Source organism: Nocardia sp. FBN12 (assembly GCF_054031145.1).
The window spans coordinates 5,380,100-5,391,692 of sequence record NZ_CM132926.1 but is presented as its reverse complement, the minus strand read 5'-3'; the positions used below and the strand labels follow the sequence as shown (position 1 = coordinate 5,391,692).

Below are 11,593 nucleotides of genomic sequence, written 5' to 3'. Positions count from 1 at the left end.
CTAGTCGCGCGAACCCTGTCCACAGTAACCGGCGGCACCGACAACCCGCTGGGGGCTCGGGGATTAAATAGGGCTCATGACTAATCCCACACCGACGGTGACCCTGTTGACTCGCGCAGGTTGCGGCATGTGCAGCACGGCACTGGCGCAATTGCAGACGATCTGTGGTGATTTCGGTCTCCCGGTCGCCACCGTCGACGTCGACGAAGCCGCGGTCAGCGAGCCGGAACTGCGCGCGGAATACGGCGATCGCCTGCCGGTGGTCCTGTTGAACGGCCGTGAACACAGCTATTTCGACGTCGACGAGCCCCGGTTGCGGGCGGACCTGAGCCGGATCGCTGGTCGCGACGGAAAATGAGGCCGAATTCACCGACTTTGTGAACGCCTGCACAAGCGGTTACGGTGGTGACACGCAATCCGCACCGCCGCTCCACGCGGCGGCGGTAACCGGGTTTGTACCGCCCCTATGGCACCGGTCGCGCTCTCGTAATTGCAGCGACCCACACCGGTGAACGAACAGAGGATCCGGACCGCGATCAGGCCCGGAACGAGGAGCCGACGACGTGACAGAGCAGCACGAGACGCCGAGTGGCGTCTCCGGCAAGGCTCTTGTGCGGGACATTCCGCAGGCCACGGTGACTCGTCTTGCTACCTATCTCCGGGTTCTCGCCGGGTTGGCCGACGAGGGTGTAGTCATCGTATCGAGTGAGGAACTCGCTGTCGCGGCGGGTGTCAATTCGGCGAAGCTGCGCAAGGATCTTTCCTTCCTCGGACCCAACGGTGTGCGGGGTGTCGGCTATGACGTAGCCAAGTTGCGCACCAGGATCGAAGATGTGCTCGGACTGTCGCAGGGACATCGGGTAGTGCTGATCGGCGCGGGCAATCTGGGCCGCGCTCTGGTCGGTTACGGCGGATTCGGGGTACGAGGCTTCACCGTGGTCGGGATCTTCGACAACGATCCCTCGGTGATCGGCCAGTCGTACGCCGGTCTCGTCGTGCGCGATGTCGAGCAGCTGACCGCCCAGATTCCGGCGCTGACACCGACGATCGCCGTGGTGGCCGTGCCCGACGAGGCCGCCCAGGACGTGTGTGACCGGCTCGTCGAGGCCGGCCTGCCGTCGATTCTGAGCTTCGCGCCGCTGGAACTGCGCGCGCCCGCCCACGTCCAGGTTCGCCGCGTCGACCTGGCGATGGAACTGCAGATGCTGTCCTTCGACGCCGCCCGCAACGACGCGCCCGCGCTGCCCGAAATCGCGGAAGTCGGCTCCGGCCGGATCGCGCGCCGGGTGCCGCCCCCAAGCCACCTCACCCACGCCGCACCGGTCGAACCGGCCCGCGGCAGGCCGACGCGTCGCACCGCGCCGCATTCGGCCACGCCCCACTCGGCAACGGAGCCAAGCACCAAGGGATCGGTGATCACGCCATGAGCGAGCGCAAGCGAGCGAAACAGCGACACGGCGTGCGGACGCGCATGACGCGGCCGAGCATCGGCGAGGTGCGGTCATGAGTGTGTTGCTGGTCGGGATTTCGCATCGGAGCGCCCCGGTATCGGTGCTCGAGAAGGTCGCTATCAGTGAGGCCGATCGGCCGAAGCTGGTGGATCGGCTGCTCTCGTCGAGCCATGTGTCCGAGGCGATGATCGTCTCCACCTGTAACCGGGTCGAGGTCTACGCCGTCGTCGACGCCTTCCACGGCGGACTCGGCGAGGTGAGCGAGCTGCTCACCAAGCATTCCGGACTGCCGCTGGGCGATCTCACCAAGCACGCCTACGTGCGCTACAGCGAGGCGGCGGCCGAGCATCTTTTCGCGGTCGCGAGCGGCCTCGACTCGATGGTCGTCGGCGAGCAGCAGGTGCTGAGCCAGATTCGCAGCGCCTACGCCAGCGCCGACGGTCAGCAGGCGGTCGGGCGTACCCTGCACGAGCTGGCCCAGCACGGGTTGCGGGTCGGCAAGCGGGTGCATTCGGAGACCGGGATCGACCGGGCCGGTGCCTCGGTGGTGTCGGTGGCGCTGGATCGCGCACGCGGTGTCGTCGGCGATCTCGCCGGGCGGACCGCGGTCGTCGTCGGTGCCGGTGCGATGGGCGGGCTGGCCGTGGCGCATCTGTCGCGGGCCGGGATCGGGCGCATCATCGTCGTCAACCGGACCCTCGAACGCGCACAGCGGCTCGCCGAGACCGGGCGCACCATGCACGGTGTCGATGCCGAAGCGGTCGAGATGTCGCGGCTCACCGAGGCCATGGCCGGCACCGATGTCGTGATCACCTGTACCGGCGCGGTCGGGTCCGTGGTGACCCTGGCCGACACCCACCGCGCGCTCGCCGGGCGAGCTCGCACCGACGCCGCCGAGCGTCCGCTGGTCTTCTGCGATCTGGGCCTGCCCCGCGATGTGGAGCACGCCGTGGCAGGTCTGCCGGGCGTGGCCGTGATCGACATCGAATCGCTGCAGCGCGATCCGGCCGCGGGCGCCGCGGCCGACGACACCGCCGCCGCGCGCGTCATCGTCGCCGACGAACTCGCCAAATACCTTGCCGGGCAACGCATGGCGGAGGTCACCCCCACGGTGGCCGCACTGCGTCAGCGTGCCGCCGATGTGGTGGAGGCCGAATTGCTCCGCCTCGATTCGCGGCTGCCCGACCTGGCCGACCCGGCCCGCGACGAGGTGGCGCGCACCGTGCGCCGCGTCGTCGACAAGCTGCTGCACGCGCCGACCGTGCGCGTGAAGCAGTTGGCATCCACCCCGGGCGGCGACAGCTACGCCGAAGCGTTGCGTGAGCTGTTCGAACTGAAACCCGGTGCGGTACAAGCGGTTGCCGCGCCGATGGAGGTCGCCGCGGGCGAGTCCGCGTTGGCCGACGACTTCACCGCAGGCCACCTCGGCGATGGGCCGTCACGCTTGACCGAGTCAAGACCCGACACAGGCAGCATGCGAAACCACGCAGCGCCGCTCGGGCATGCGCAGGAGGAAACCGCATGACCACGACAGTGCAGGAAGAGGACACCGTGACCGCAGGCAGCAGCAGTGCGCCGTGGCGGATCGGCACGCGCGGCAGCCTGCTCGCGCTGACACAGGCGGGCACCATCCGTGATGCGCTGATCGCGGCGGGGCAGCCCGCCGAACTGGTGGTCATCAAGACGCCGGGCGATCTGTCATCGGATCCGGTGCAGAAGATCGGTGTCGGGGTGTTCACCTCCGCGCTGCGCGACGAGCTCGCCGCGGGCGGCATCGACATCGCGGTGCACTCCTATAAAGACCTCCCCACCGCGCAGGATCCGCGCTTCACCATCGCCGCGATCCCGGTTCGCGAGGACCCGCGCGACGCGCTGGTGGCTCGCGACGGCATGGTCCTCGGCGAGCTACCCGCCGGTGCCCGCGTCGGCACCTCCGCGCCGCGCCGCGCCGCGCAGCTGCGCGCACTCGGGCTCGGTCTCGACATTCTTCCGCTGCGCGGCAATATCGACTCCCGCCTGCGCAAGGTGAGCGAGGGCGAACTCGACGCGATCGTCATCGCCCGGGCCGGCCTGTGCCGGATCGGGCGCACCGACGAGATCACCGAATCGCTCGAACCGGTGCAGATGCTGCCCGCCCCCTCACAGGGCGCCCTCGCGGTCGAATGCCGCAGTGACGACCCGCAATTGATCGAGGTACTCGCCGGTCTGGACGATGCCGCGACCAGAGCCGCGGTGCTCGCCGAGCGTTCGCTGCTCGGTGAGCTCGAGGCAGGCTGCACCGCACCGATCGGAGCACTCGCCGAGATCGTCGAGTCGATCGACGAGGACGGCCGAATCTTCGACGAACTCTCGCTGCGCGCCTGTGCCGCCGCGATCGACGGCTCCGACGTCTTGCGCGCCTCGATCGTCGGCGCGCCGAAAGACGCGGCCGAACTCGGTCGCACGCTGGCGCGCGAACTGCTGGACCTGGGGGCTCGCGCATTGCTGAGCGTCGCAGACGAACCGGCGCCCACCGACTTCACTAATTCCAGCCCGATGGAGAACAACCGATGAGCAGCAGCCGAGCTACCAAGAAGCAACCAGGGCGGATCCTTTTCGTCGGATCCGGCCCCGGCGACCCGGCCCTGCTGACCGTGCGCGCCCGTGAGGTGCTCGAGCGGGCGATGCTGGCGTTCACCGACCCCGATGTCGACAAGGGCGTGCTCGCCCTGATCGGTATCGCCCACGAGGTGGACGAGAACGGCGAGAGCCCGGTCGACGTGCGGCCCGCCCTCGGCGAACCCGCCGAGGTGGCCAAAACGCTGATCGCCGAGGCGCGCAACGGTCACGACGTGGTCCGCATCGTCACCGGCGACCCGCTGACCACCGATTCGGTGATCAACGAGGTCAACGCCGTCACCCGCTCGCACATGGTGTTCGAGGTGCTGCCCGGCCTGCCCAACGGCTCGGCCGTGCCCAGCTACGCGGGCATCGCGCTCGGCTCCGGGCACACCGAAGCCGATGTGCGCGGCGAGGTCGACTGGTCGGCGCTGGCCGCCGCCCCCGGCCCGCTGGTGCTGCACGCCACCTCCGGGCACCTGGCCGAGACCGCGAGCGCGCTGGTGGAACACGGCCTGGCGCCGCAGACGCCGGTCGCGGTGACTGTGCGTGGCACCACCCGTCAGCAGCGCACCATCGAGGCCACGCTGGCCTCGCTGAACAACGCCGCCTCCGAGCTGGTCGGCCCGCTGGTCGTGACGGTGGGCAAGGAAGTCGACAAGCGCGCCAAGATGTCGTGGTGGGAATCGCGTGCCCTCTACGGCTGGACCGTGCTTGTGCCGCGCACCAAGGATCAGGCCGGCGAGATGAGCGAGCGGCTCGTCACCCACGGTGCGATCCCGATCGAGGTGCCGACGATCGCGGTGGAGCCGCCGCGCAGCCCCGCCCAGATGGAACGGGCCGTGAAGGGCCTGGTCGACGGGCGCTACCAGTGGGTGGTGTTCACCTCCACCAACGCCGTGCGCGCGGTGTGGGAGAAGTTCGCCGAGTTCGGTCTGGACGCGCGCGCATTCTCCGGTGTGAAGATCGCCTGCGTCGGTGAGGCCACCGCGGAGAAGGTGCGCTCCTTCGGCATCAACCCCGAACTGGTGCCCAGTGGCGAACAGTCCTCCGAGGGCCTGCTCGCCGACTTCCCGCCCTACGACGACGTGTTCGATCCGGTGAACCGGGTGCTGCTGCCCCGCGCCGACATCGCCACCGAGACCCTCGCCGAAGGCCTGCGTGAGCGCGGCTGGGAGATCGACGACGTCACCGCCTACCGCACCGTGCGCGCTTCGCCGCCGCCGGCGGAGACCCGCGAGATGATCAAGACCGGCGGTTTCGACGCGGTCCTGTTCACCTCGTCCTCCACGGTCCGCAACCTCGTGGGTATCGCGGGCAAGCCGCACGCTCGCACCATCGTGGCCTGCATCGGCCCGAAGACCGCCGAGACCGCGATCGAGTTCGGTCTGCGCGTGGATGTGCAGCCCGAGTCGGCCCAGGTGGGTCCGCTGGTGGAGGCACTGGCCGAGCACGCGTCGCGCTTGCGCGCCGAGGGCCTGCTGCCGCCGCCGCGTAAGAAGAGCCGCCGCAGCAGCAGCCGCTAGCTTCAGCAGATACCCCGAAAGCCCGCCCGCACCGGCGGGCTTTCGGCGTATCAGGGTCATCGGCTGTAGCGCAGCAGCGTGCGCACCAGCCTGCAGGTGGCATCCGAGGGCGGGCGGATGTCGATCTTCTCCGCGGTGCGCCGGATCGTCTCGTTGGTGGCCTGATTGGGCAGGTACACACCGGAATCCAGCAGCGCGATGGTCAAACGCATGGCCTTGAGCCGGCGATTGTGCGCCACATACCAGCGGCGCGGTCTGCCCGCGGGCAGTCGCTTCTTCTCCAGCGGCACGTACGGCGCGGTGATGAAAGTGGTCTTGGCGGCAATGGCATTCATTCGGCGTCCTCCCGTCGCGTGTGGGTTCCGCCCCCGGTCGTCGGAACCCTCGAACACGCTTTCGATTATAGCGAGAGGCACCGACAGGTTTCGGCGATCTCGCGCGGAAGCCATTGAGCTCCAACCGGTTTCGATGTTATCCACAGGTTCGCCGCGACCGGTCGCCGACTTCGGCGAAGCGCTGCGGGTGGCAAATCGCCGATAGCTGTCGGACCGCTGTGGTCTAGTTGCGCCAACGCGATCCGAGGAGATGTGATGACGGTGGACGAGATCGACAAGCGGCTCGGCGCGCACGTCGTGGCGGACGAACTGCTCGGCCTGGCCTGGCTCGTGGCGATCGGCGACGACGTAGCCACCGGCGCCGTCGGGTACGTCGATGGCACGCGCAGCACGCCGGTGCGCACCGACACGATCTTCCGGATCTCCTCGATGACCAAACCGCTCACCGCGGTCGCCGCGTCGATCCTGATCGACGACGGTGTCCTCGACCCGGCCGAACCGGTCGACCGGCTGCTCCCCGAACTCGCCGACTTGCGGGTCCTGTCGAACCCAGCCGCCGAGATCACCGACACGGTCGCGGCGAACCGCCCGATCACCGTCGAGGACCTCCTCACCTTCCGCCTCGGTTGGGGCATGGATTTCGCCGACTTCGCACCAAAGCCGTTCAATGCGGCCTGGAGCGAACTCGATCTCGGCTGGGGTCCACCGACCCCCGCGCAGATGCTGCCCCCGGATACCTGGCTGGAACGACTCGGCACCCTGCCGCTGCAATTCCAGCCGGGTGAACGCTGGCTCTATCACGTCGGCGCACCGATCCTCGGCTTTCTGATCGCCAGGGCGGCGGGCACACCGCTCTCGGAATTCCTCACTGAACGCGTCCTGCGCCCACTCGGCATGAGCGACACCGGCTTCGCCGTCCCACCGGAGAAACTGGCCCGATTCGGCCCGCATTACGCAGAAATCGACGGCGCCCGCACCGTTTTCGACCCGGCGGTCGGCCAATGGAGCAACCCGCCCGCCTTCGAAGGCGGCGGCGACGGCCTGGTCTCCACCCTCGCCGACTACCACCGCTTCGCCCGCATGCTGCGCAACGGCGGCGAACTCGACGGCACCCGCATCCTGTCCGAACAAGCCGTCACCACCATGACCACCAACCACCTCACACCCGAGCAACTGTCCCGCGGCGGACCTGGCCCCGACGACAGCGCGGGCTGGGGCTACGGCGTCGGCGTCCAACTGCGCGACGACCCCGACGGTCCACGCGCGGGTGCCTACGGCTGGGCCGGCGGCCTCGGCTCGATCTGGTCCAACGACGGCGCCGTCACCGCGATTCTGCTCACCAACCAGACCTGGGGCGAGGCCGGTCCCTTACCCGTCTTCGCTACCTTCGAGCAGATTCTGGGCGAACTGGCTCGTGGATTCGACCCGCTGTAGGCGCTGCGGCGACCATCGGGGGACAGGCGTATTCTGCGGGCTATGACCGCTTTCGACCGCCCACGGCGGTTGCGCAGGACACCCGCATTGCGTCGACTCGTCGCCGAAACCACGCTGCAGCCGCGTCAGCTGGTGCTGCCGATGTTCGTGGCCGACGGGCTCGACGAGCCGCGGGAGATCAGCTCGATGCCCGGGGTGTATCAGCACTCGCTGGACTCCCTGCGCAAGGCCGCCGCGGAGGCGGTGGCCGCCGGGGTCGGCGGGCTGATGCTGTTCGGGGTGCCGCTGCCCGAGGACAAGGACCCCACGGGCAGCCAGGCCAGTGATCCGAACGGGATCCTGAATCGTGGTCTGCGCGCGCTGGCCGAAGAGGTCGGGGACGCGACAGTCATCATGGCCGACACCTGCCTGGACGAGTTCACCGATCACGGCCACTGCGGCGTGATCGGCACCGACGGCGCGGTCGACAACGACGCCACCCTGCACCGCTATGTGGAGATGGCGCTGTCGCAGGCCGAGGCGGGCGCCGACCTGCTCGGAACCAGCGGGATGATGGACGGCCAGGTCGGCGCGATCCGGCGCGGACTCGACGCCGTCGGCCGCACCGACACCGCGATCCTCGCCTACGCGGCCAAGTACGCCTCGGCCTTCTACGGCCCGTTCCGCGAGGCCGTCGGCTCGACGCTGGAAGGCGATCGGCGCACCTACCAGCAGGATCCGGCCAACCGCCGGGAATCGCTGCGCGAACTCGACCTCGATCTCGCCGAGGGCGCCGACATCGTGATGGTGAAGCCCGCGATGTCCTACCTCGACATCCTGCGCGACGTCGCCGACCGCTCGACGGTCCCCGTCGCGGCCTACCAGATCTCCGGCGAGTACGCGATGATCACCGCCGCCGCCGAGCGTGGCTGGATCGATCGCAGGGCCTCGATTCTGGAGTCGCTGATCGGCATCCGGCGGGCAGGCGCGGACATCGTGCTCACCTACTGGGCGACCGAGGCAGCACACTGGCTGTCGTGATCGTTCCGCCGAACAAACCCGAAACCCTGCCCATGCCCGAGGACGTCGGCACCGCTCGTCAACTGTGGTGGGGAATCGCCGGCCTCGGTGTCGTCTACACGTTCGCCAGCGTCATCACCATGACCGGCGAGCGCGACAAGCTCAGCAAGCAGTTCCTCGACGAGATGCACAAGTCGGATCCGAACTTCCCTGCGTCGACTGTCGATGTGATGGTGCTGGTGGCTTTCGCGGTGACCGCGCTGGTCGGCGTGCTGCTGGCCGGTGTCACCGTGGCCATCGCGCATCAGCTCGGCCGTGGCAAGAGCTGGGCGCGCACGGTGCTCACGGTCATCGCGATCTGGCTCGGACTCGGCGCCATCGCCACCATGTTCAGCTTCTCCGCTGTCGCGAACCCCGCGACGATCGTGGCGGGTGGCTCAGCGATCGTGCAGGGCGTGCTGGCCGCCGGCGCCGCGTTCCTGAGCTACCGGCCGGAGTCGACCAAGTACTTCCTGGCCCACCGGAAGTGACCCTGCGCAGTGTATGGTGAGGATTATCACACCGGTTGAGCGGAGGCAATGATGCGCGTGGTGATCGAGCAACCACACAGCCTGCGACGCGACCTGTTGGTCATCGGGTTGATGGTCGTGCTCACCCTCGCTCTCATCGCGCTGATTCTGCTCCCGAGCCTGGTCGGCTGATTCGATCTTGCCCCTGGCAGGATCGCAGGAATGAAACGCTGGATCGCGCTTGTCGAACTCGGCTTCGCCGTGCTTTTCCTGGCCTGCGGGGTTGTCAGCTGGCGGGCCGCACGGCGCACGACCGAATTCGCGGGCACCGAGGAGCATCCAGGTTTCGCGGCGGTGCGTTATGTGCCGCCGCTGCTGTTGCTCGCCTGCGCGTTGGTGATGGTGGGCGGGTTACTGGTGATCGATGCCGTGGCCAGGAGCTATGCCAGATCTGTAGCGCGACGCGGCATCGAACCGATGATCTAGGGGAAGCCGAATTCCGATGTCCGCGTGGGGGTTCGGGACACGAGCTCGCGCCACGGGCTCTCTCGAGGAGGAATCGATGACAAGACTGACCGCCGGAATCTGTACCGTCGCCGCCGCTGTGGCGACGATCGCTCTGGCCGCGGCACCCGCTCAGGCCGCTGCCGGCCTGCCGCTCACCCCGATGGTCGCCGAGCCGGCCGCCGGTGGCGGTTTCGCCCCGGAGACCGGTTCGAGCGCGATCTACAACGGCCTCATGTGCCAGCTGCACACGATCTCGGCCGAAGTTCCCTGCATGTACACCTAGACCAGCACAGCCGCCTAGGAAACCCACTGCTGGTAGACGTCGACGACGCGGCCGCCGCGCGTGCCGGGCGCGTTCAGGAAAACGGAGACGGTGCCGTCGGGATGTGCCGCCGCCTCCGTCACCACCTGACGCAGGGTGGCGCGGATGCCGCCGTCGGCGTCGCGGTACAGCTCGGTATCGGCGTGCAGCCCCGCGCCGATCCGCTGAGCGGGCACGAACATCGCGGTGATCGCCGGAATCGGCCCCGCGCCGAGTGCCACGGTCTCCTCGTGGCTGAGCTGAGCGCCGATCCGATCGGGCTGGATCTGCGGTGCGAACGCGGTGGCCGAACCCGCGCCGAGTAGCACTCCCGCCGCGACGAACCCCGTGCCAAGGGCAGTGCTGGTGACGCCGAAACGCATGAAAAACCCTCCCGCTGATAGCCGAATCACTCCAGGCTCAGGTGCTGAGCCGCCCGGAGCGTAGTCGCAGGCCAATGGGCCTAGATCGAAATCTTTCGCCAATCGGGGCGGCGTGTCGGGCGTGTCGTCGGTGGGTCGCTGCGGTCTGGGTCACTGTGCTCCACCCTGTCGTCCGGCGTGCCGAGGCGAACTGAGACACTGGAATCCGTGAGTCTTACGCAGGTACCGGTTTCGGCCCAGCTCTTCGAGCGGGCGGCCGCCGTGATCCCGGGTGGCGTCAATTCCCCGGTTCGTGCGTTCAATTCGGTCGGCGGTACGCCGCGGTTCATCACCTCCGCGAGCGGCTACACCCTCATCGACGCCGACGGCAACGACTACGTCGATCTGGTGTGTTCGTGGGGGCCGATGATCCTCGGTCACGCCCACCCCGCCGTCGTCGAGGCCGTGCAGAAGGCCGCGACGAGCGGACTGTCGTTCGGTGCGCCGACCGAGGCCGAGATCGAGCTCGCCGAGGCCATCGCTGCCCGCGTCGATCCCGTCGAGCGGGTTCGCCTGGTGAACTCCGGTACCGAAGCCACGATGAGCGCGGTCCGTCTCGCCCGCGGCTTCACCGGCCGCTCCAAGATCATCAAATTCTCCGGTTGCTACCACGGTCACGTCGACGCGCTGCTGGCCGACGCGGGTTCCGGCGTCGCGACGCTCGGCCTGCCGACCTCGCCCGGCGTCACCGGCGCGCAAGCCGCCGACACGATCGTGCTGCCCTACAACGACCTCACCGCCGTCGCCGCTGCCTTCGAGGCGCACCCCGGCCAGGTCGCGTGCGTGATCACCGAGGCCGCCGCGGGCAACATGGGCGCGGTCGCGCCGCTGCCCGGCTTCAACGAGGGACTGCGCACCCTGGCTCACGACAACGGCGCGCTGCTGATCATGGACGAGGTGATGACCGGTTTCCGGGTCAGCGCCTCGGGTTGGTACGGCCGCGAAGGCGTCGCCGGTGATCTCTACACCTTCGGCAAGGTGATGAGCGGTGGCCTGCCCGCCGCCGCGTTCGGCGGTCGCGCCGAGATCATGAACAACCTCGCCCCGCTCGGCCCGGTCTATCAGGCGGGCACCCTGTCCGGTAATCCCGTCGCCGTCGCGGCGGGCCTGGCGACGCTGCGCGCGGCCGACGCCGAGGTGTACGCGGCGCTCGACCGCAACGCCGATCGCCTCGGCTCGCTCTTCGCGAAGGCCCTGACAGAGGCCGGTGTCGAGCATCAAGTCCAGTTCGCAGGCAATATGGTGAGCGTGTTCTTCGCCGAGCGCCCGGTGACCGATTACGCCGCCGCCAAAGCGAGCCAGACCTGGCGTTACCCCGCCTTCTTCCACGCCCTGCTCGACGCGGGCGTGTACGCGCCGCCGAGCGCGTTCGAGGCTTGGTTCGTCTCCGCGGCACTCGACGAGGACGCGTTCGACCGTATCGCCGCCGCTCTGCCCGCCGCCGCCCTCGCGGCCGCGGCCGCAACCCCCGAAGGATCCCTAGCGTGAGCTCCGACCAGCCCGACGCAGAA

At 68.8% G+C, this 11,593-nt stretch carries 13 protein-coding genes; 11 read left to right on the top strand and 2 right to left on the bottom strand.

The features are described from left to right. Positions 1 to 76 precede the first annotated feature (76 nt). The 5 genes from ACWZHB_RS25365 to ACWZHB_RS25345 all read left to right on the top strand — a co-directional run bounded on the left by ACWZHB_RS25365 (position 77) and on the right by ACWZHB_RS25345 (position 5,575). The gene (locus ACWZHB_RS25365; protein ID WP_427904300.1) at positions 77 to 358 is read left to right on the top strand and encodes a glutaredoxin family protein; all 282 of its coding nucleotides are present in this window, start codon (positions 77 to 79) and stop codon (positions 356 to 358) included. Positions 359 to 563: 205 nt separating this feature from the next. After that, positions 564 to 1,427 (top strand): redox-sensing transcriptional repressor Rex, encoded by an 864-nt coding sequence (locus ACWZHB_RS25360; protein WP_427904299.1) that lies wholly within the window; start codon positions 564 to 566, stop codon positions 1,425 to 1,427. Positions 1,428 to 1,503: 76 nt separating this feature from the next. Further along, positions 1,504 to 2,976 carry a glutamyl-tRNA reductase gene (locus ACWZHB_RS25355; protein ID WP_427904298.1) on the top strand — a complete coding sequence of 491 codons (1,473 nt, stop codon included), beginning with the start codon at positions 1,504 to 1,506 and terminating at the stop codon, positions 2,974 to 2,976. Then, positions 2,973 to 4,004, top strand: coding sequence for a hydroxymethylbilane synthase (gene hemC / locus ACWZHB_RS25350; protein WP_427904297.1), 1,032 nt, complete (start codon positions 2,973 to 2,975; stop codon positions 4,002 to 4,004). The genes ACWZHB_RS25355 and hemC overlap by 4 nt, the downstream gene beginning before the upstream one ends. Next, on the top strand, positions 4,001 to 5,575 hold the full coding sequence (locus ACWZHB_RS25345; protein WP_301903744.1) for a bifunctional uroporphyrinogen-III C-methyltransferase/uroporphyrinogen-III synthase: 1,575 nt from the start codon (positions 4,001 to 4,003) through the stop codon (positions 5,573 to 5,575). Before hemC ends, ACWZHB_RS25345 begins: the two co-directional genes overlap by 4 nt. Before the next feature lie 56 nt (positions 5,576 to 5,631). Here the strand turns inward: ACWZHB_RS25345 and ACWZHB_RS25340 are convergent, their stop codons facing one another. Further along, on the bottom strand, positions 5,632 to 5,910 hold the full coding sequence (locus ACWZHB_RS25340) for a hypothetical protein (RefSeq protein ID WP_427904296.1): 279 nt from the start codon (positions 5,908 to 5,910) through the stop codon (positions 5,632 to 5,634). Between the two features lie 255 nt (positions 5,911 to 6,165). Here ACWZHB_RS25340 and ACWZHB_RS25335 point away from each other — a divergent pair, with 255 nt between their 5' ends. The 5 genes from ACWZHB_RS25335 to ACWZHB_RS25315 all read left to right on the top strand — a co-directional run bounded on the left by ACWZHB_RS25335 (position 6,166) and on the right by ACWZHB_RS25315 (position 9,642). Beyond that, positions 6,166 to 7,344: a serine hydrolase domain-containing protein gene (locus ACWZHB_RS25335; RefSeq protein ID WP_427904295.1), complete on the top strand. Its 1,179-nt coding sequence runs from the start codon at positions 6,166 to 6,168 to the stop codon at positions 7,342 to 7,344. A 42-nt stretch (positions 7,345 to 7,386) separates the two neighbouring features. After that, entirely contained in the window at positions 7,387 to 8,364 is a 978-nt protein-coding gene (gene hemB, locus ACWZHB_RS25330) for a porphobilinogen synthase (protein ID WP_427904294.1), read from the top strand. After that, a complete protein-coding gene (locus tag ACWZHB_RS25325) occupies positions 8,361 to 8,873 on the top strand; it encodes a hypothetical protein (RefSeq protein WP_427904293.1) in 513 nt (170 codons plus the stop codon). Before hemB ends, ACWZHB_RS25325 begins: the two co-directional genes overlap by 4 nt. A 201-nt stretch (positions 8,874 to 9,074) precedes the next feature. Then, positions 9,075 to 9,338 (top strand): hypothetical protein, encoded by a 264-nt coding sequence (locus ACWZHB_RS25320; RefSeq protein ID WP_427904292.1) that lies wholly within the window; start codon positions 9,075 to 9,077, stop codon positions 9,336 to 9,338. A 76-nt stretch (positions 9,339 to 9,414) separates the two neighbouring features. Beyond that, positions 9,415 to 9,642 carry a hypothetical protein gene (locus ACWZHB_RS25315; RefSeq protein ID WP_427904291.1) on the top strand — a complete coding sequence of 76 codons (228 nt, stop codon included), beginning with the start codon at positions 9,415 to 9,417 and terminating at the stop codon, positions 9,640 to 9,642. A 14-nt stretch (positions 9,643 to 9,656) separates the two neighbouring features. Here the strand turns inward: ACWZHB_RS25315 and ACWZHB_RS25310 are convergent, their stop codons facing one another. Beyond that, positions 9,657 to 10,043: a hypothetical protein gene (locus tag ACWZHB_RS25310; RefSeq protein WP_427904290.1), complete on the bottom strand. Its 387-nt coding sequence runs from the start codon at positions 10,041 to 10,043 to the stop codon at positions 9,657 to 9,659. Positions 10,044 to 10,241: 198 nt separating this feature from the next. Between ACWZHB_RS25310 and hemL the strand changes: the two genes are divergently transcribed. Then, positions 10,242 to 11,570, top strand: coding sequence for a glutamate-1-semialdehyde 2,1-aminomutase (hemL, locus tag ACWZHB_RS25305; protein ID WP_427909291.1), 1,329 nt, complete (start codon positions 10,242 to 10,244; stop codon positions 11,568 to 11,570). Positions 11,571 to 11,593 lie beyond the last annotated feature (23 nt).

Bases quoted from the DNA above. Each gene is read 5' to 3' on its own strand.
- ACWZHB_RS25355 (WP_427904298.1), top strand. From the start codon at position 1,504: ATGAGTGTGTTGCTGGTCGGGATTTCGCATCGGAGCGCCCCGGTATCG.
- ACWZHB_RS25335 (WP_427904295.1), top strand. From the start codon at position 6,166: ATGACGGTGGACGAGATCGACAAGCGGCTCGGCGCGCACGTCGTGGCG.
- ACWZHB_RS25315 (WP_427904291.1), top strand. From the start codon at position 9,415: ATGACAAGACTGACCGCCGGAATCTGTACCGTCGCCGCCGCTGTGGCG.
- ACWZHB_RS25340 (WP_427904296.1), bottom strand. From the start codon at position 5,910: ATGAATGCCATTGCCGCCAAGACCACTTTCATCACCGCGCCGTACGTG.
- hemB (WP_427904294.1), top strand. From the start codon at position 7,387: ATGACCGCTTTCGACCGCCCACGGCGGTTGCGCAGGACACCCGCATTG.
- ACWZHB_RS25310 (WP_427904290.1), bottom strand. From the start codon at position 10,043: ATGCGTTTCGGCGTCACCAGCACTGCCCTTGGCACGGGGTTCGTCGCG.
- hemC (WP_427904297.1), top strand. From the start codon at position 2,973: ATGACCACGACAGTGCAGGAAGAGGACACCGTGACCGCAGGCAGCAGC.
- ACWZHB_RS25320 (WP_427904292.1), top strand. From the start codon at position 9,075: ATGAAACGCTGGATCGCGCTTGTCGAACTCGGCTTCGCCGTGCTTTTC.
- ACWZHB_RS25365 (WP_427904300.1), top strand. From the start codon at position 77: ATGACTAATCCCACACCGACGGTGACCCTGTTGACTCGCGCAGGTTGC.
- ACWZHB_RS25345 (WP_301903744.1), top strand. From the start codon at position 4,001: ATGAGCAGCAGCCGAGCTACCAAGAAGCAACCAGGGCGGATCCTTTTC.